Consider the following 18,691-nt stretch of genomic DNA (forward strand, 5'->3'; position numbering starts at 1 on the left):
AGCTCTTGGAGCGCCGGCCCTCGGCGGACATGCGCGCCGGCTGGAGCGCGGTGAAGATGCTGGAGCGAGCCATGGTGTGACCTCTTCCTTCTCGGTGTGGTGGGGCGCGTCAGCGCCGGGGTGACGTCAGGGGGAGCGTCAGTTGGAACGGCTGCGCGAGCGGCCGCTGCGCGAGCGGTTGCGCCGCTTCTTGCGACGGCGACGACGCTTGCGGTCGTCGGAGCTCTTGGAGCGCCGGCCCTCGGCGGACATGCGCGCCGGCTGGAGCGCGGTGAAGATGCTGGAGCGAGCCATGGTGCGACCTCTTCCTTCTCGGTGCCCGGGACCTCCCCGGGCTGTGAGAAGAACTCTGACCGTCGTGTGTGAGGTCCCTGTGAGACCCGGATGAGGGCTCTCTCATGGACGTTCGGAGGTGGTGGGAAACTGGCGACGTGCCCCGCGCCGAGCTCGACAAGCAGCCCGCAGACGTCCAGAAGATGTTCGACGCCGTCGCCCGGCGCTACGACCTGACGAACGACGTCCTGTCCCTGGGCCAGGACCGCCGCTGGCGCCGCGCGGTCACCGACGCGGTCGACCCCCGGCCCGGGGAGCGCGTGCTCGACCTCGCCGCCGGCACCGGCACCTCGAGCGTCCCGTTCGCCGCCGCCGGGTCGTACGTCGTCCCGTGCGACTTCTCGCTCGGCATGCTCGCCGAGGGCAAGCGGGCCCGCCCGGGCCTGCCGTTCGCCGCGGGTGACGCCACCCGGCTGCCGTTCGCCGACGACACCTTCGACGCGGTGACGATCTCCTTCGGCCTGCGCAACGTGGTCGACCCGCACGCCGGCCTCGCCGAGATGCGTCGCGTGACCCGGCCCGGCGGTCGGATCGTGGTCTGCGAGTTCAGCCACCCCACGTGGACGCCGTTCCGCACCGTCTACATCGAGTACCTGATGCGTGCACTGCCGTCGGTCGCGCGGGCGGTCTCCTCTGCCCCCGACGCCTACGTCTACCTGGCCGAGTCGATCCGGGCCTGGCCCGACCAGGCCGAGCTCGCGGGCTGGCTCGCCGAGGCCGGGTGGGGCGCCGTCGAGTGGCTGGACCTCTCCGGCGGCATCGTCGCCCTGCACCGCGCCCGCGCCTGAATTAGCCAACACCGCCGTGCGGAAAATCCGCAGGTCAGACCGGGAATAAGGGGCCCCCGCCCCGGGTCGCGAGTGCCCCGGACGCGGCGTAGGGTGAGCCCCGCACCACTTCGTGAAGGTGTTCACAAGGTCACAAACACCCTCGATCCGGCGGGACTCCCCAGCGGTCACGAGGGGTACCGCAGGTGGGTCCGAGGAGGGATCGAGGATGGAGCTCTACACACCCGTCCTGGTGCTGGCGGCGCTCGCCGCGGGGTTCGCAGTCTTCTCCGTGGTGATCACCAGCGTCACGGGGCCGGCGCGCTACAACCGGGTGCGCCTGGACTCGTACGAGTGCGGCATCGAACCGACCCCGCAGCCCCTGGGCGGCGGCCGGATCCCGGTGAAGTACTACACGGTGGCGATGACCTTCATCATCTTCGACGTCGAGATCATGTTCCTGGTCCCGTGGGCGGTCTACTTCGACCAGCTCTCGTGGTTCGGCCTGCTCGCCGTCGTCCTGTTCCTCTTCAACATCACGATCGCCTACGCCTACGAGTGGCGTCGGGGCGGTCTCGACTGGGACTGAGAAGTCCCGAGGGAGAGACACCATGGGACTCGAGGAGAAGCTCCCCAGCGGAGTGCTGCTCACGACCGTCGAGGGCGTGGCCGGCTACATGCGCAAGGCCTCGTTCTGGCCCGCGACCTTCGGGTTGGCGTGCTGCGCGATCGAGATGATGACGTCGGGCGGCCCGAAGTACGACCTCGCCCGCTACGGCATGGAGGTCTTCCGCGCGAGCCCGCGCCAGGCCGACCTGATGATCGTCGCCGGCCGCGTGAGCCAGAAGATGGCCCCCGTCCTGCGCCAGATCTACGACCAGATGGCCGAGCCCAAGTGGGTGCTCGCGATGGGCGTGTGCGCCAGCTCCGGCGGCATGTTCAACAACTACGCGATCGTGCAGGGCGTCGACCACGTCGTCCCCGTCGACATGTACCTCCCCGGCTGCCCGCCGCGGCCCGAAATGCTCATCGACGCGATCCTCAAGCTGCACGACCAGGTGCAGCACAAGAAGTTCGGCCCGCACCGCGCGGCCGAGGTCACCGAGCTCGAGACGGCGGCGCTGAACGCGGTGCCGACCGGGGACCAGCGGGGCCTGCTGCGATGACGAGCCAGACCCCCGAGGACAAGGGCGGGCAGGCCCCCGACCAGCGGGCCACCGCCCAGACCCCCGAGAACGCGCCCAGCACGGTCAGCGACCGCGAGGGCTCGGTCGAGTCCCACCCCGGCGCCGGCGAGGTCGACACCACCCGCCGCGTCGAGCACGTCGGAACCCGCGTCGGCATGTTCGGCGTCCGCGGCTCCGGCGACACCTCGGGGTACGGCGGCCTCGTCCAGGCCACGATCCTCCCCGGCGCCGCGCAGCGGCCGTTCGGCGGCTGGTTCGACGAGGCGTACGACGCCCTGGCCGCCGCGTGGACGGCCGGCCCGCTGGAGCAGGCCGTCCCCCACGTGGTGATCCACCGCGGCGAGCTGACGCTGCACGTGCACCGCGACCACCTGCTCGAGGTCGCCCGGCTGATGCGCGACGACGCACGGCTGCGGTTCGAGCTGTGCTCCGGCGTGAGCGGCGTGCACTACCCGCAGGACGCCGGCGCCGAGCTGCACGTGGTGGTCCACCTGCTGTCGATGACGCACAACCGCCGGCTGCGCCTCGAGGTCACCTGCCACGACGCCGACCCGCACGTGCCGAGCATCGTGCCGGTGTACCCGACCGCGGACTGGCACGAGCGCGAGACCTACGACATGTTCGGCGTGATCTTCGACGGCCACCCGTCGCTCACGCGGATCCTCATGCCGGACGACTGGCCCGGCCACCCCCAGCGGAAGGACTACCCCCTCGGGGGGATCCCCGTGGAGTACAAGGGCGGCACCGTCCCGCCGCCCGACCAGCGGAGGGCCTACAACTGATGACCACCGAGCAGCAGGACATCTTCGCCGAGCCCGGCGCCGCGCCCGAGGAGGGCCGGGTCTTCACCGTCACCGGCCAGGACTGGGACGAGATCGCCGCCTCGCTGTCGAACGACGACGACGAGATCGCCGAGCGCGTCGTCGTCAACATGGGTCCGCAGCACCCGTCCACCCACGGCGTGCTGCGCCTCATCCTCGAGCTGGAGGGCGAGACGGTCACCGAGGCCCGCGCGGGCATCGGCTACCTCCACACCGGCATCGAGAAGAACATGGAGTACCGGACCTGGGTCCAGGGCGTCACGTTCTGCACCCGGATGGACTACCTCTCGCCGTTCTACAACGAGATGACCTACTCCCTCGGGGTCGAGCGGCTGCTCGACATCGAGGACCAGATCCCCGAGCGCGCCCAGGTCATCCGCGTGATGATGCTCGAGCTGAACCGCGTCTCCTCCCACCTCGTGGCCATCGCCACCGGCGGCATGGAGATCGGCGCGCTCACCGTCATGACCTGCGGGTTCCGCGAGCGCGAGCTGGTCCTCGACCTGTTCGAGCTGATCACGGGCCTGCGGATGAACCACGCCTACATCCGTCCCGGCGGCGTCGCGCAGGACCTCCCGCACAACGCCCTCGACGAGCTGCGCGACTTCCTGCCGCTGATGCGCAAGCGCCTCACCGAGTACGCCGCCCTGTGCAACGCGAACCCGATCTTCCGCGCCCGCCTCGACGGCGTCGGCCACCTCGACCTCGAGGCGTGCCTCGCGCTCGGCGTGACCGGTCCGGCGCTGCGGTCCACGGGCTACCCCTGGGACCTGCGCAAGACCCAGCCGGTGTCGGGCTACGAGACGTACGACTTCGACGTGCAGACCTGGGACACCGCCGACTCCTACGGCCGCTTCCGCATCCGGCTCGCCGAGATGCACGAGTCGCTGCGCATCGTCGAGCAGTGCATGGGCCGCCTGGAGAAGTCCGAGGGCGCCCCGGTCATGGTCGCCGACAAGAAGATCGCCTGGCCCAGCCAGCTCGCGATCGGCAGCGACGGCATGGGCAACAGCCTCGACCACATCCGCCACATCATGGGCGAGTCGATGGAGGCGCTGATCCACCACTTCAAGCTCGTCACCGAGGGGTTCCGGGTCCCGCCCGGCCAGGCCTACGTGCCGCTGGAGTCCCCGCGCGGCGAGCTCGGCTGCCACCTCGTCTCCGACGGCGGCACCCGGCCGGCGCGGGCGCACTTCCGCGACCCGTCGTTCGTGAACCTGCAGGCCACGGGCCTGATGAGCGAGGGCGGCATGGTCTCCGACGTCATCGTCGCCATCGCGTCCATCGACCCCGTCATGGGAGGCGTCGACCGATGACCCAGCAGCAGTCGAGGCAGGTGCAGACCCCGCCGATCAGCGAGGACGTCCGCGCCGAGCTCGTCGAGATCGGCACGCGCTACCCGCAGGCCCGCTCCGGCCTGCTCCCGATGCTTCACCTCGTGCAGAGCGTGCAGGGGCGCGTCACCGCCGAGGGCATCGAAGCCTGCGCCGAGGTGCTCGGGCTGTCGACCGCCGAGGTGTCGGGGGTCGCGACCTTCTACACGATGTACAAGCGCCGCCCGGTCGGCGACTACCACGTCGGGGTGTGCACCAACACGCTCTGCGCGGTGATGGGCGGCGACGAGATCTTCGAGCGCCTCAAGGACCACCTGGACGTCGGCAACGACGAGACCACCGAGCCCGTCGACGGGCTGAAGGACATCACCCTCGAGCACGTCGAGTGCAACGCGGCCTGCGACTACGCGCCGGTCGTGATGGTCAACTGGGAGTTCATGGACCATCAGACCCCGGAGTCCGCGGTCCAGCTGGTCGACGACCTGCGGCAGGGCAACGAGGTCCGTTCCACCCGCGGGCCCCGCATCTGCACCTTCCGCCAGGCCGAGCGCGTGCTCGCCGGCTTCCCCGACGGCCTCGCCGACGAGGGTCCCTCCGCGGGGATCGCGTCCCTGAACGGCCTGCAGCTCGCCCAGCTCAACGGCTGGGGCCCGCCGCCCGGACGCGTCGGCACCGACGCCGACCGCGCCCAGGCCGTGGCCGACCAGGACCGCGCGGCCGCCCAGGCCACCGCGGAGGACGGTCAGGAAGGTGCCGCGGCGACCCAGGCGTCGCCCGCCGGCACGAAGCACGACGACGCACCCGGCACCGGAGACGAGGCCCAGTGAGCACCACCAGCGAGCCCACCACGCAGCACCCCGAGATCGACCCCCTGACCCCGGTCCTGTCCGCGGACTGGGGCGAGAAGCGCAGCTGGACCCGCGCGGTCTACGAGACCGGCGGCGGGTACGACGCGCTGCGCCGCGGCCTGCGGGAGATGACCCCCGAGCAGGTCCTGACGGAGGTCAAGGAGTCCGGCCTCCGCGGTCGCGGCGGCGCCGGGTTCCCCACCGGCATGAAGTGGGGCTTCATCCCACAGGAGAACCCGAACCCGAAGTACCTCGTCGTCAACGCCGACGAGTCGGAGCCGGGCACCTGCAAGGACACCCCGCTCATGATGGCGAGTCCCCACCTGCTGGTGGAGGGCGTCATCCTCGCCTCCTACGCCATCAACGCCCACCACGCCTTCATCTACGTGCGCGGCGAGATCCTCCACGTCGTACGACGCCTGCAGCAGGCCGTCGCCGAGGCCTACGAGGCCGGCTACCTCGGCCGGGACATCCTCGGCACGGGCTACGACCTCGAGGTCGTCGTCCACGCCGGCGCCGGGGCGTACATCTGCGGCGAGGAGACCGCGCTCCTCGACTCCCTCGAGGGACGCCGCGGCCAGCCCCGCCTGCGCCCGCCGTTCCCGGCGGTCGCCGGTCTCTACGCCAGCCCGACGGTGATCAACAACGTCGAGTCCATCGCGTCGGTGCCGGGCATCGTCCGTCACGGCGCCGAGTGGTTCGCCTCGATGGGCACCGAGAAGTCGAAGGGCTACGTCCTGTACTCGCTGTCCGGCCACGTCCGCGAGCCCGGCCAGTTCGAGGCGCCCCTCGGCATCACGCTGCGCGAGCTGATCGACATGGCCGGCGGCATCCGCGAGGGCCACGAGCTCAAGTTCTGGACGCCGGGCGGCTCGTCCACCCCGATCCTCACCGCGGAGCACCTCGACGTGCCCCTCGACTACGAGGCCGTCGGCGCCGCCGGGTCGATGCTCGGCACGCGCGCGCTGCAGGTCTTCGACGAGACCACCTCGGTGGTCCGGGCCGTGCTGCGGTGGACCGAGTTCTACAAGCACGAGTCGTGCGGCAAGTGCACCCCGTGCCGCGAGGGCACCTGGTGGCTCGTCCAGACCCTCAAGCGCCTCGAGGCCGGCCAGGGCGAGGAGGGCGACATCGAGAAGCTCGTCGACCTCTGCGACAACATCCTCGGCCGGTCGTTCTGCGCCCTCGGGGACGGCGCCACGAGCCCCATCACCTCGGCGATCGAGCACTTCCGCGGGGAGTTCGAGGCCGGCATGCACACCCCGGCGTGGGAGCTGTTCCCCTACCGCGCCTCGTCCGTCTTCGCCCCGGAGGTCACCCCGGCATGACCGCGACCCAGCAGCCCGGCAAGGGCGCCGTCGAGAAGAGCGACCTCGTCACCGTCACCATCGACGGCGTCGAGACGTCCGTGCCGAAGGACACCCTGGTGATCCGCGCCGCGGAGCAGGTCGGCGTCCAGATCCCCCGGTTCTGCGACCACCCCCTGCTCGCCCCCGTGGGCGCGTGCCGCCAGTGCCTGGTCGAGGTGCCCGACGCGGGCAACGGCCGGGGCATGCCGAAGCCGCAGGCGTCCTGCACCCTGCAGGTCGCCGAGGGCATGGTCGTCGAGACCCAGGCCACCAACGCGAAGGCCGACAAGGCGCAGCAGGGCGTGATGGAGCTGCTGCTCATCAACCACCCGCTCGACTGCCCCGTCTGCGACAAGGGCGGCGAGTGCCCCCTGCAGAACCAGGCGATGTCGAACGGCCGCGGGGAGTCCCGGTTCGAGGGCGTCAAGCGCACCTTCCCCAAGCCGATCAACATCTCCGCCCAGGTGCTGCTCGACCGCGAGCGCTGCGTGCTCTGCGCCCGCTGCACGCGGTTCTCCGAGCAGATCGCCGGCGACCCGTTCATCGCGCTGATCGAGCGCGGCGCCCTGCAGCAGGTCGGGATCTACGAGAAGCAGCCCTTCGAGTCGTACTTCTCGGGCAACACCATCCAGATCTGCCCGGTGGGCGCGCTGACCAGCGCCGACTACCGCTTCCGCTCGCGCCCCTTCGACCTCGTCTCCACCCCGGGCGTCGGCGAGCACGACGCCTGCGGCGCCGCGATCCGGATCGACCACCGCCGCGGCAAGGTGATGCGCCGCCTGTCGGGCAACGACCCCGAGGTCAACGAGGAGTGGATCACCGATAAGGACCGCTTCGCGTTCCACTACGCGCGCGGCGACGACCGGCTGACCCACCCGCGCGTCCGCGACGCCGAGACCGGTGCGCTGCGTCCCGCCTCGTGGCCCGAGGCGTTCGCCGTCGCCGCCCGCGGCCTGGCCGCCGCGAGGGCGGCGGGCGGGGTCGGCGTCCTGCCCGGTGGTCGGCTGACCGCCGAGGACGCCTACGCGTACGCGACCTTCGCCCGTGTCGCCCTCGGCACGCACGACGTCGACTTCCGGGCCCGCCCCCACTCGAAGGAGGAGGCGGAGTTCCTCGCCGCCCACGTGGTGCTCGGCGGACCCGACACCACCCGCGGCGGCCGCGGCGCGACGTACGCCGACCTCGAGGGCGCCTCGACCGTCGTCCTCGCCGGCCTCGAGCCGGAGGACGAGGCGGGCACGATCTTCCTGCGCCTGCGCAAGGCCGCCCGCAAGGGCACGCAGGTCGTCGCCGTCGCCCCCTGGACGACGCGGGGCCTGGCCAAGACGCACGGCCGCCTGGTCCGCACCGCCCCGGGCGAGGAGGCCCGGGCGCTGCAGACGCTGGTCGGCAGCGGCGAGGCCGTCCTCGACCACCGCTCGGTGATCCTCGTCGGCGAGCGCCTCGGCACGGTCCCGGGTGCGCTCAGCGCGGCCGCCGACCTGGCCCGCGCCCACGGGGCGAAGCTCGCCTGGGTGCCCCGGCGCGCCGGTGACCGCGGCGCGGTCGAGGCCGGGTGCCTGCCCAACCTGCTGCCCGGCGGCCGTCCCGTCGGCGACGCCGCCGCCCGCGTCGACGCCGCCGCCGAGTGGGGGATCGACTCCCTGCCCGAGACGCCCGGCCGCGACGGCGACGCGATCGTCGCCGCCCTGCTCGACGGGACCCTCGGCGGTCTCGTCGTCGGCGGGGTGGACCCCGACGACACCGCCGACCCCGCGGCGTTCCGCGCGGCCCTCGACGCGGCGTCGTTCGTGGTCGCCCTGGAGCTGCGTGAGACCGACGTGACCCGCGCCGCTGACGTCGTCCTCCCCGTCGCCCCGACGACCGACAAGGCCGGCACGTTCGTGTCGTGGGAGGGCCGCACCCGGCCCTTCGAGGCGGTCTTCACCGCGCCGGGCTCCCTGCCCGACGCCCGGGTGCTCGCGGGGATCGCCGAGGAGCTCGGCCGTCCGCTCGGCTTCCGGCAGACCGTCGAGGCCCGTGCCCGGATGCAGCAGATGGGCGCCTGGGACGGCCCGCTGGCGACGATGTCGGTGCACCGCCCGGCCGCGCCGCTGACCGCGGACCAGCGCTCCGCCCCCTCGGGGAGCCTCCGGATGCGGCTCGCGACCTGGAAGCCGATGCTCGACCTCGGCTCGATGCAGGACAACGAGAAGCACCTGCGCGCCACCGCCCGCACCCCGGTCGCGCGGCTGCCCCACGACGTGGCGGCCGCCCTCGGGGACCACGTGACCCTCACCGGCGACCGCGGGTCCATCGACCTGCCCGTCGAGGGCGCCGACCTGCCCGACGGCGTCGTGTGGGTGCCGTCGCGGTCCACCGGACGCGGCGTGCTGGCCGACCTGGCCTCGCCGGGGGCCACTGTCGTGGTGAAGGGAGCTGTCGTGGAGGGTGACCTGTCGTGACCGACCTCTCGGCCTTCGGCCAGGACCCCTGGTGGCTCGTCGGCATCAAGGCCGTCCTGATCTTCGTCGTCCTCGTGCTCCTCACCCTGTTCAACATCTGGTGGGAGCGCCGGGTCGTGGCGCGCATGCAGCACCGCATCGGCCCCAACGTGCACGGGCCGTTCGGCCTGCTGCAGTCGCTGGCCGACGGCGTGAAGCTCGCGCTGAAGGAGGACATCATCCCGAAGGCGGCCGACAAGGTCGTCTTCATCCTCGCCCCGGTGCTGACCGTGGTGCCGGCGTTCGTGACCTTCTCGGTCATCCCGTTCGGCCCCGAGGTGTCCGTCCCCTTCACCGACATCACGACCCCGCTGCAGCTGACCGACATGCCGGTCGCCGTGCTGTTCATGATGGCGATCGCCTCGATCGGCATCTACGGCATCGTGCTGGGCGGCTGGAGCTCCGGGTCGACGTACTCGCTGCTCGGCGGCCTGCGCTCGAGCGCCCAGATGATCTCCTACGAGGTCTCGATGGGCCTCGCGCTCGTCACGGTGTTCCTGTACGCCGGGTCGGTCTCCACCTCGGAGATCGTGGCCGCGCAGGAGAACATCTGGTTCGGCATCGTCCTGCTGCCCTCGTTCGTGATCTACGTGATCTCGATGGTCGGCGAGGTCAACCGCGCGCCGTTCGACCTCCCCGAGGCCGAGGGCGAGCTGGTCGGCGGCTTCCACACCGAGTACAGCTCGCTGAAGTTCGCGCTGTTCTTCCTCGCCGAGTACATCAACATGGCGACGGTCTCCGCGATCGCGACCACGCTGTTCCTCGGCGGCTGGCGTGCGCCGTTCGGGCTGGGCACGCTGTTCCCGTCGCTGAACGAGGGCTACTGGCCCGTGCTGTGGTTCTTCGGCAAGGTCCTGGCCTTCATCTTCATGTTCATCTGGCTGCGCGGGTCGCTGCCGCGGATGCGCTACGACCAGTTCATGAACTTCGGCTGGAAGGTCCTCATCCCGATCGCCCTGGGCTGGACCGTCATGGTCGCGGTCATCCGCATGGTCACCCTGGAGGGCGGCATCGACCGCCAGTACCTCTACATCGGGTTCGCCGTGCTGGCCGCGGTCTTCGTCGCGTTGTTCTTCCTCGGCGGCGACGACAAGGCCGACGCGAAGGACGCGGAGGACGCCGAGCCGGTGATCGGCCCCGACGCCGGCGGCACCAGCCGCGGCGCCCCGGGGCAGGGCCGTTTCCCCGCCCCGCCGATGCCGAAGGGCGGCGCCGTCCGCGGCTCCGCGAAGGACCTGAGCTTCCCGGGGTCCTCCCGCACCACCCGCGGCACCGCGACCACGAGCTCCACCCCGGGCTCCACCACGACCTCCGAGAAGAAGGACTGAGATGGCCACCCTCCGTGACCAGGTCGCCGGCTTCGGCGTCACCTTCAGGACGATGTTCAAGAAGGTCGTCACCGAGCAGTACCCGTTCCAGAAGGAGCCGACGGCACCCCGCTTCCACGGCCGCCACCAGCTGAACCGCTGGCCCGACGGCCTGGAGAAGTGCATCGGGTGCGAGCTGTGCGCCTGGGCCTGCCCGGCGGACGCGATCTACGTCGAGGGCGCCTCGAACGACGACGCCTCCGGGGAGCGCTTCAGCCCCGGCGAGCGCTACGGCCGCGTCTACCAGATCAACTACCTGCGCTGCATCCTGTGCGGGCTGTGCATCGAGGCGTGCCCGACGCGTGCGCTGACGATGACCAACGAGTACGAGCTGGCCGACGACAACCGCGCGGACCTCATCTACGAGAAGTCCGACCTCCTCGCCCCGCTGCTGCCCGGCATGGAGCAGCCGCCGCACCCGATGCGTCTCGGCGACGACGAGGGCGACTACTACCGCGGAGCGACCCGGCCCCCGGCCTCGGGGTCGGAGAAGGTGGACGAGAAGCAGGAGCCGGTGACGTGATCGCGTTCTGGGTGCTGGCACCGATCATGGTGCTGGCCGCGCTGGGGGTGCTGTTCGTCCGCAAGGCCGTCCACGCCGCCCTGCTGCTGGCCGTCGTGATGATCAGCCTCGCGTGCCTGTACGCCGTGCTCGAGGCGCCGTTCCTCTTCGCGGTGCAGATCATCGTCTACACCGGCGCGATCATGATGCTGTTCCTGTTCGTGCTGATGCTGGTCGGCGTCGACTCCAGCGACTCGGTCGTGGAGACGATCCGCGGCCACCGCGTCACCGCGACGGTGCTCGGGGTGCTGTTCGCCGGCGTCCTCGCCGTCGGGCTGGGCCAGGTCTCCCTCGCCCCGGCCGTCGGGCTGACCGAGGCGAACGCCGACGGCAACATCGAGGGCATCGCGGCGATCCTGTTCTCCGACTACGTCCTGATCTTCGAGGCCACCGCGGCCCTGCTGGTCACCGCCGCGCTCGGCGCGATGGTGCTGGCCCACCGCGAGCGGATCGAGCCGAAGGCCACCCAGGCCGACCTGGCGTCGCGCCGCATGGCGGCGTACGCCGACCGCGGGGAGCACATCGCCCCGCTGCCCGCGCCCGGCGTGTACGCCCGGCACAACGCCGTGGACACCCCGGCGCTCCTGCCGGACGGCAGCCCCGCCCCGACCTCGGTGTCGCGGGTCCTCACCGCGCGTGGCACCGTACGGTCCGCGCCCGACATGGCCGACGACATCGACGCCGTCCGCCGGCAGATGTCGGGCCGCGCCGAGCCGGAGACCGACACCAGCCGCGAGGCGGTGCAGGGCGACGGGGTCCCCGGTGACTCCCAGCGCCCGGACAGGGGAGGGGAGTCGTCGTGACGCCGTACATCGTGCTCTCGGCGATCCTCTTCGCCATCGGGGCCGCGGGCGTGCTGATCCGCCGCAACGCGATCGTGGTGTTCATGTGCGTCGAGCTGATGCTCAACGCCTCGAACCTGGCGCTGGTGAGTTTCGCTCGGCAGAACGGCAACCTCGAGGGGCAGGTCGCGGCGTTCTTCGTCATGGTCGTGGCCGCCGCCGAGGTCGTCGTCGGGCTCGCGATCATCATGACCATCTTCCGGACCCGTCGCTCGGCCTCGGTCGACGACGCGAGCCTGCTGAAGTACTGAGGTAGCACTGATGAGCTTCGTGTCCGTGGCCGCGGCCGGTCCCCTGTCCATGGCCGCCTCCGGCGGCGAGGGGATCCCCGTCGTCGACCCCCTCCAGGCGACCGGCGCCTTCTCGCTGATGTGGCTGCTCATCGCGCTGCCGCTGGCCGGCGCGGTGGTCCTGCTGCTCGGCGGCCGGGCGACCGACAAGTGGGGCCACCTGCTCGGCACGGCGACGTCGTTCGCCTCGTTCGGGCTCGGGATCTACCTGTTCGTCGAGATGCTCGGCCTGTCCGAGGAGGAGCGCCAGCACGGCCTGCGGCTCTTCGACTGGATCACGGCCGGCAGCTTCACGGTCGGCTTCGACCTCCTGCTCGACCCGCTGTCGATCCTCTTCGTGCTGCTCATCACCGGCGTCGGCTCGCTGATCCACCTCTACTCCATCGGCTACATGGCGCACGACGACCGGCGGCGCCGGTTCTTCGCGTACCTGAACCTCTTCGTCGCGGCGATGCTGATGCTCGTGCTCGCGGGCGACTTCCTCGGCCTGTTCCTCGGCTGGGAGGGCGTCGGCCTGGCGTCGTACCTGCTGATCGGGTTCTGGCAGCACAAGCCCTCGGCGGCCGCGGCGGCGAAGAAGGCGTTCGTCATCAACCGCGTCGGCGACATGGGCCTCTCGCTCGCGATCATGCTGATGTTCGTCACGTTCGGGACGAGCTCCTTCGCCGGCGTCTCCGCCGTCGCGGGCGAGGCGAGCGAGGCCACGCTGACCACCATCGGGCTGCTGCTGCTCCTCGGTGCCTGCGGCAAGTCGGCCCAGGTGCCGCTCCAGGCGTGGCTGCTGGACGCGATGGAGGGCCCCACCCCGGTCTCCGCGCTGATCCACGCCGCCACGATGGTCACCGCGGGCGTCTACCTCGTGGTCCGCGCGAACTTCATCTTCGAGAACGCCCCGATCGCCCAGACCGTCGTGGTCGTCGTCGCCTGCGTGACCCTGATCTGGGGCGCGGTCATCGGCTGTGCGCGCGACGACATCAAGAAGGTCCTCGCCGGCTCGACCATGAGCCAGATCGGCTACATGATGCTCGCCGCCGGCCTCGGCACCGCGGGTTACGCGTACGCGATCTTCCACCTCATCACTCACGGCTTCTTCAAGGCCAACATGTTCCTCGGCGCCGGCTCGGTGATGCACGGCATGGACGACGAGGTCGACATGCGCAGGTACGGCGCCCTGAGCCGCGCCATGCCGATCACGTTCGTCACCTTCGGCCTCGGCTACCTGGCGATCATCGGCTTCCCGTTCTTCTCCGGGTTCTTCTCGAAGGACCGGATCATCGAGACCGCGCTGCTGGAGAACCCGGTCGCCGGGGTCGCGGCGCTCATCGGGGCGGGCGTCACCGGCTTCTACATGACCCGGTTGATGCTGATGACCTACTTCACGAACAAGCGCTGGGCGGAGAAGGCCCACCCGCACGAGTCGCCCGCGACGATGACGACGCCGCTGGTCGTGCTCGCGGCGCTCTCGGTGTTCGGCGGCGTGCTGATCCTCAGCGACTGGATCAAGTACTGGCTGGCACCCGTCGTCGGCGAGGCCGAGGAGCACTCGATGCCGGTGCCGCCGATCGTGTTCTCGATCGTCATCACCGTGGTCGTCGCGATCGGCGTGGCCCTGGCGTTCTTCCTGGTCGGCCGCCGCGACGTGCCCCGCGAGGCGCCGACGGACGTGTCCCCGCTGACGCGGGCGGCCCGCGCCGACCTGTACGGCGACGCCATCAACGAGGGCCTCGTGGTCGGACCGGGCCGGGTCCTGGTCGAGGGGGTCACCCTCACCGACGCGAAGGTCGTGGACGGCCTGGTCGAGGGCGGCTCCTACGGGATCGGCGGCCTGTCGGGCCGTCTGCGCCGGCTGCAGAACGGCTTCGTCCGCTCGTACGCCGCCGCGGTCCTGCTGGGCGTGCTCGTCGTCGTCGGCGTCCTGCTGGTGGTGGCGCTGGCATGACCGCACCCGCACCCGCACCCCTGACGGCACCCACCCCCACCACCACGACGCAGCGAGAGGACGAGCGATGAGCAGCGCCGCCCCCTGGCTCACGATCCTGATCCTGGTGCCCCTCGTGGGCGCCGTGGCCACCGCCGTCCTGCCCCGTGGGGCGCGCCGCGAGAGCGGCACGCTGCCCCGCGTGGTCGGCCTCGGCTTCTCGCTGGTCACCCTCGGCCTCGCCGTCGCGCTCGGGCTGAGCTTCGACAACACCGGGGGGATGCAGTTCTCCGAGACCTACGAGTGGATCGGCGCCTTCGGGGCCAGCTACGCCGTGGGGCTCGACGGGCTCGGCCTCGTCCTGCTGCTGCTGACGACGCTGCTCGTCCCGGTGGTGCTGGTCGCCTCCTGGGACAGCGTCGGTGGCGCCGACGGACGCAGCCCCCACGCCTTCGTCGGCTGGGTCCTGGCCCTCGAGGCGGCGGCGGTCGCCGTCTTCCTCGCGCAGGACGTCTTCTTCTTCTACGTCGTCTTCGAGGCGACGCTGATCCCCGCGTACTTCCTCATCGGCGGCTTCGGCCGCCCCGGCGCCGCCCGCGCCGCGGTGAAGTTCCTGGTCTTCCAGCTCGTCGGCGGCCTGATCCTGCTGGGCGGCGTCATCGGCCTGTACGTCGAGTCGGCGTCCGCAGGCGACCCGTCGTACCTGGTGAGCGACCTCGCCGGCCTGGACCTGACGACCGGCGCGGAGCGGTGGCTGTTCGTCGCCTTCTTCGTAGCGTTCGCGATCAAGGCGCCGATGTTCCCGGTCCACACCTGGCTGGCGGACACCACCGAGAAGGCCACCCCGGGCACGAGCGTGCTGTTGGTCTGCGTGCTCGACAAGATCGGCACCTACGGGATGATCCGCTTCTGCCTGGGGCTCTTCCCCGAGGCGTCGCAGTGGGCCACCCCGGTCGTGGTGATCGCCGCGCTCGTCTCGATCGTGTACGGCGCGCTGCTCGCCATCGGCACCGACGACCTGATGCGCCTGATCGGCCTGACCTCGCTGTCGCACTTCGGCTTCATCGTGCTGGGCATCTTCGTGCTCAACACCCAGGGCGGCACCGGCTCGATCCTCTACATGCTCAACCACGGCCTCGCGACCGCGGCGCTCTTCCTGGTCGGCGGCTACCTCGTCCGACGGCGGGGGACCAGCCTCATCAGCGAGCTCGGCGGCGTCGAGAAGTCCGCACCGGTCCTCGCCGGGCTGCTCCTGGTGGCCGGCCTCGCGACCCTCGGCCTGCCCGGCCTGTCGACGTTCGTCTCCGAGTTCCTCGTGCTGGTGGGCGCCTTCGTCTACGCCCCCTGGGCGGGCGTGGTCGCGGTGACCGCCATCGTGCTGGCCGCGATCTACGTGCTCTGGGCCTACCAGCGCACGATGACCGGGCCGTCGCCGGTGGCGGGCGCCGCCGCGGACGCGGTGACCCCCGACCTCACGCGCCGCGAGATCGGCGCGGTCGCCCCGCTCGTGCTCCTCATGGTCCTGCTCGGCTTCTACCCGATGCCGGCGCTGGACGTGATCAACCCGTTCGTCGAGGACACGCTCGCGCAGGTCGGCGTGGTCGACGACGCACCGACAGTGCCGGCGGACACCGCCGGTGAAGGGACCGAGTGATGGAGTTCTCCGCCCCCCAGATCGCCCACGAGGTGCTGTGGCCGGCGTACGTCGTCTTCGGCGCCGCCCTGCTCGGCGTCCTCGGTGAGGCTTTCCTGCCCCGCCGCCGACGCTTCGTCGGCCAGGTGGCCATCGCCACCCTCGGGCTGATCGGCGGCCTCGTCGGGACCGCCCTCGTCGCCCTGGACCTCCCGTCGGTCGGCTCCGACGACGTGGCGGCGTACGGCGTCACGACCGTCGGCGACACCGTCGCCCTCGACGGCCCCACGATGTTCCTCTGGGGCCTCGTGCTGCTCCTCGGCCTCGGTGGTGTCGGCCTCTTCGCCGAGCGCCGGCTCGAGTCGGGCCTGTCGGCGTTCGCCGGCCAGGCCGCGGCGCTGCCGGGCACCGAGGCGGAGCGCAAGGCCTCGACCGAGGGGCTCGACCACACCGAGGTCTACCCGCTGCTGATGTTCGCCGTGGTCGGCATGATGCTGTTCCCCGCCGCGAACGACCTGCTGACGCTCTTCGTCGCCCTCGAGGTCCTCTCGCTGCCGCTGTACCTGCTGTGCGGCCTGTCGCGTCGTCGCCGCCTGCTCAGCCAGGAGGCGGCCATGAAGTACTTCCTGCTCGGCGCCTTCTCGTCCGGGTTCGTCATCTACGGCATCGCCCTGGTCTACGGCTTCTCCGGCTCGATGTCGTACGCCGCGGTCACCGAGGCCGTGCGCGCGGGCGACTCCGGGTCGGTGCTGCTGCTGACCGGGCTCGGGATGATCACGGTCGGCATGCTCTTCAAGGTCGGCGCCGTGCCGTTCCACGCCTGGACGCCGGACGTCTACCAGGGCGCCCCGACCGCGGTCACCGCGTTCATGTCGGCGGCGACGAAGGTGGCCGCCTTCGGCGCCACGCTGCGGCTGTTCTACGTGGCCTTCGGCTCCGAGCGCTGGACGTGGCAGCCCATGCTGTGGGTCGTCGCGATCATCACGATGCTGGTCGGCGCCGTCCTCGCGGTGTCGCAGACCGACGTGAAGCGGATGCTCGCCTACAGCTCGATCGCGCACACCGGGTTCATCCTGACCGGCCTCATCGGCCTGCGCGACACGGCCGAGGTCGGCCCCGCGGAGATCACGTCCCTGCAGGCCGTGCTCTTCTACCTGGTCACCTACTCGTTCGCGACGCTCGGCGCGTTCGCGCTGGTCGGCGTCGTCCGTGACGACTCCGGCGAGGTCACCGCCATGGCCCGCTGGGCCGGGCTGGGCCGGCGGTCGCCGGTCGTGGCGGGTGTCTTCGCGCTGTTCCTGCTCTCGATGGCGGGCATCCCGCTCACCGCGGGCTTCGTCGGCAAGTGGGCGGTCTTCGCGGTCGCCGTCTCGGCCGGCGCCTGGCCCGTCGTCGTGGTGGCCCTGGCGAGCAGCATGATCGCGGTCTTCTTCTACGTCCGCGTGATCCTGCTGATGTACTTCACCGCCGACCCCGACCCCTCGAAGGCCGGCTCGGCCGACGTCGGTGTGGGCGGGGACGCGGCGCTGGCGGGTGCGTCGTCCTCGACCGAGGCGGAGCGCGGCACCGTCACGGTGCGCTCGCGGGCCCGGGTCGCGGACGCCGTCCGCGTCGAGACGCCGTCGCTGGCCACCGTCGTCGTGATCGCGGTCTGCGTGGGCGTGACCGTCCTCCTCGGCGTGATGCCCGGACCGGTGCTCGACCTGGCCGGGTCCGTGGGTACCTTCATCCGGTGACCACGAGCGCCTCGCAGGAGCTCGCGCTGCCGGTCCTCGACGCGGAGCTCGCCTCCCGTCTGGGGGCACGCATGCAGCGCGTGGAGACGCTGCTCGCCGGGCACGTGCAGGGCCGCGCGCCGTTCGTCACCGAGGCGGCCAGCCACCTGCTGCGGGCGGGCGGCAAGCGGCTGCGCCCGCTGCTGGTCCTGCTGACCGCGGAGACGGGGGAGACGCCCGACTCCGACGACGTCCTCGTCGCCGCGTGCGTCGTCGAGCTGACCCACCTGGCGTCGCTGTACCACGACGACGTCATGGACGAGGCCGACCTGCGGCGCGGTGCGGACGCCGCCCACGCCCGCTGGGGCAACCACGTCGCGATCCTCACCGGCGACTTCCTGTTCTCGAAGTCGTCCGAGCTGACCGCGGTGCTCGGTGCCGACGCGGTGGGCATCCAGGCGCGGACGTTCACGCGGCTCGTCGAGGGCCAGATCCTCGAGACGGTCGCCCCGGGGCCCGACGAGGACCCGGTCGAGCACCACCTCGAGGTCCTCGCCGGCAAGACCGGCTCGCTGATCGCCACCTCCGCCGAGTACGGCACGATCTTCGGCGGTGCGAGCCCGGAGGTGCGCGCCGCGCTGACGGCGTACGGCGAGATCGTGGGGGTGGCCTTCCAGCTCTCCGACGACATCCTCGACATCGCCTCCGACGCCTCGGAGTCCGGCAAGACGCCCGGCACGGACCTGCGTGAGGGCGTGCCGACGCTGCCGATCCTGCTCGCGCAGGCCTCCACCGACCCGGCCGACGCCCGCCTGCAGGAGCTGCTCGCCTCCGACCTCGCCGACGACGTCCCCCACGCCGAGGCCCTGGCGCTGCTGCGGGCCCACCCGGCGATGGACGAGGCCCGGCGGTACGTCGTCGCCCGCGCGGCCGAGGCGAAGGAGCTCCTCACCGCCCTGGACGCCGGACCCGTCCGCGACGCCCTCGAGACCTTCGCCGACATCGTCGCCACCCGCTCCGCCTGAGGCTGCTTCCGGGATCTCGTGGCTCGGCCGTGGCCGGCCTCGCACCTCGATCTCCGGGGTGTCGTCCGGTGGTCGAGGTGCGACGAGCGCCAGCGAGGAGCCTCGAGACCCGGTGGGTTGCCGTCGGGTCCGTCGCGGGATCTCGTGGCTCGGCCGTGGCCGGCCTCGCACCTCGATCTCCGGGGTGTCGTCCGGTGGTCGAGGTGCGACGAGCGCC

17 protein-coding genes are annotated in these 18,691 nt (G+C 71.6%); 16 read left to right on the forward strand and 1 reads right to left on the reverse strand.

Translation table 11 applies throughout. The features are described 5' to 3' along the window. Positions 1-138: 138 nt before the first annotated feature. Positions 139-294, reverse strand: coding sequence for a hypothetical protein (locus tag Q0858_RS00005; RefSeq protein ID WP_299049718.1), 156 nt, complete (start codon positions 292-294; stop codon positions 139-141). Positions 295-431: 137 nt separating this feature from the next. Between Q0858_RS00005 and Q0858_RS00010 the strand changes: the two genes are divergently transcribed. From Q0858_RS00010 to Q0858_RS00085, 16 genes are all read left to right on the forward strand, one after another. Continuing rightward, positions 432-1,121 (forward strand): demethylmenaquinone methyltransferase, encoded by a 690-nt coding sequence (locus Q0858_RS00010; RefSeq protein ID WP_299049719.1) that lies wholly within the window; start codon positions 432-434, stop codon positions 1,119-1,121. Between the two features lie 208 nt (positions 1,122-1,329). Beyond that, positions 1,330-1,689 (forward strand): NADH-quinone oxidoreductase subunit A, encoded by a 360-nt coding sequence (locus tag Q0858_RS00015; RefSeq protein ID WP_299049721.1) that lies wholly within the window; start codon positions 1,330-1,332, stop codon positions 1,687-1,689. Positions 1,690-1,711: 22 nt separating this feature from the next. After that, the gene (locus Q0858_RS00020; protein ID WP_299049723.1) at positions 1,712-2,266 is read left to right on the forward strand and encodes an NADH-quinone oxidoreductase subunit B family protein; all 555 of its coding nucleotides are present in this window, start codon (positions 1,712-1,714) and stop codon (positions 2,264-2,266) included. Between the two features lie 176 nt (positions 2,267-2,442). Continuing rightward, a complete protein-coding gene (locus tag Q0858_RS00025; protein WP_299051704.1) occupies positions 2,443-3,069 on the forward strand; it encodes an NADH-quinone oxidoreductase subunit C in 627 nt (208 codons plus the stop codon). Then, complete coding sequence (locus Q0858_RS00030) at positions 3,069-4,424, forward strand: NADH-quinone oxidoreductase subunit D (protein WP_299049725.1); 1,356 nt, start codon at positions 3,069-3,071, stop codon at positions 4,422-4,424. Before Q0858_RS00025 ends, Q0858_RS00030 begins: the two co-directional genes overlap by 1 nt. Next, positions 4,421-5,269 (forward strand): NADH-quinone oxidoreductase subunit NuoE, encoded by an 849-nt coding sequence (nuoE, locus tag Q0858_RS00035; RefSeq protein ID WP_299049727.1) that lies wholly within the window; start codon positions 4,421-4,423, stop codon positions 5,267-5,269. Before Q0858_RS00030 ends, nuoE begins: the two co-directional genes overlap by 4 nt. 35 nt (positions 5,270-5,304) lie before the next feature. After that, entirely contained in the window at positions 5,305-6,618 is a 1,314-nt protein-coding gene (gene nuoF, locus Q0858_RS00040) for an NADH-quinone oxidoreductase subunit NuoF (protein WP_299051706.1), read from the forward strand. Further along, positions 6,615-9,083 carry an NADH-quinone oxidoreductase subunit G gene (locus Q0858_RS00045; protein ID WP_299049730.1) on the forward strand — a complete coding sequence of 823 codons (2,469 nt, stop codon included), beginning with the start codon at positions 6,615-6,617 and terminating at the stop codon, positions 9,081-9,083. The genes nuoF and Q0858_RS00045 overlap by 4 nt, the downstream gene beginning before the upstream one ends. Then, positions 9,080-10,450 (forward strand): NADH-quinone oxidoreductase subunit NuoH, encoded by a 1,371-nt coding sequence (nuoH, locus tag Q0858_RS00050; RefSeq protein ID WP_299049732.1) that lies wholly within the window; start codon positions 9,080-9,082, stop codon positions 10,448-10,450. The genes Q0858_RS00045 and nuoH overlap by 4 nt, the downstream gene beginning before the upstream one ends. Before the next feature lies 1 nt (position 10,451). Further along, entirely contained in the window at positions 10,452-11,012 is a 561-nt protein-coding gene (gene nuoI, locus Q0858_RS00055; RefSeq protein WP_299049735.1) for an NADH-quinone oxidoreductase subunit NuoI, read from the forward strand. Beyond that, the gene (locus tag Q0858_RS00060; protein ID WP_299049737.1) at positions 11,009-11,854 is read left to right on the forward strand and encodes an NADH-quinone oxidoreductase subunit J; all 846 of its coding nucleotides are present in this window, start codon (positions 11,009-11,011) and stop codon (positions 11,852-11,854) included. Before nuoI ends, Q0858_RS00060 begins: the two co-directional genes overlap by 4 nt. Next, positions 11,851-12,144 (forward strand): NADH-quinone oxidoreductase subunit NuoK, encoded by a 294-nt coding sequence (nuoK, locus tag Q0858_RS00065; protein ID WP_240234266.1) that lies wholly within the window; start codon positions 11,851-11,853, stop codon positions 12,142-12,144. Before Q0858_RS00060 ends, nuoK begins: the two co-directional genes overlap by 4 nt. A 118-nt stretch (positions 12,145-12,262) precedes the next feature. After that, positions 12,263-14,122, forward strand: coding sequence for an NADH-quinone oxidoreductase subunit L (nuoL, locus tag Q0858_RS00070; RefSeq protein ID WP_299051708.1), 1,860 nt, complete (start codon positions 12,263-12,265; stop codon positions 14,120-14,122). 67 nt (positions 14,123-14,189) lie between these two features. Continuing rightward, positions 14,190-15,755, forward strand: a complete 1,566-nt coding sequence (locus tag Q0858_RS00075) for an NADH-quinone oxidoreductase subunit M (protein ID WP_299049742.1) — start codon at positions 14,190-14,192, stop codon at positions 15,753-15,755. Next, a complete protein-coding gene (gene nuoN, locus Q0858_RS00080) occupies positions 15,755-17,470 on the forward strand; it encodes an NADH-quinone oxidoreductase subunit NuoN (RefSeq protein WP_299049744.1) in 1,716 nt (571 codons plus the stop codon). Before Q0858_RS00075 ends, nuoN begins: the two co-directional genes overlap by 1 nt. After that, positions 17,467-18,474, forward strand: coding sequence for a polyprenyl synthetase family protein (locus tag Q0858_RS00085; protein ID WP_299049747.1), 1,008 nt, complete (start codon positions 17,467-17,469; stop codon positions 18,472-18,474). The genes nuoN and Q0858_RS00085 overlap by 4 nt, the downstream gene beginning before the upstream one ends. Positions 18,475-18,691: the final 217 nt, after the last annotated feature.

This window comes from uncultured Nocardioides sp. (assembly GCF_947489365.1).
Classification (GTDB): Bacteria; Actinomycetota; Actinomycetes; order Propionibacteriales; family Nocardioidaceae; genus Nocardioides.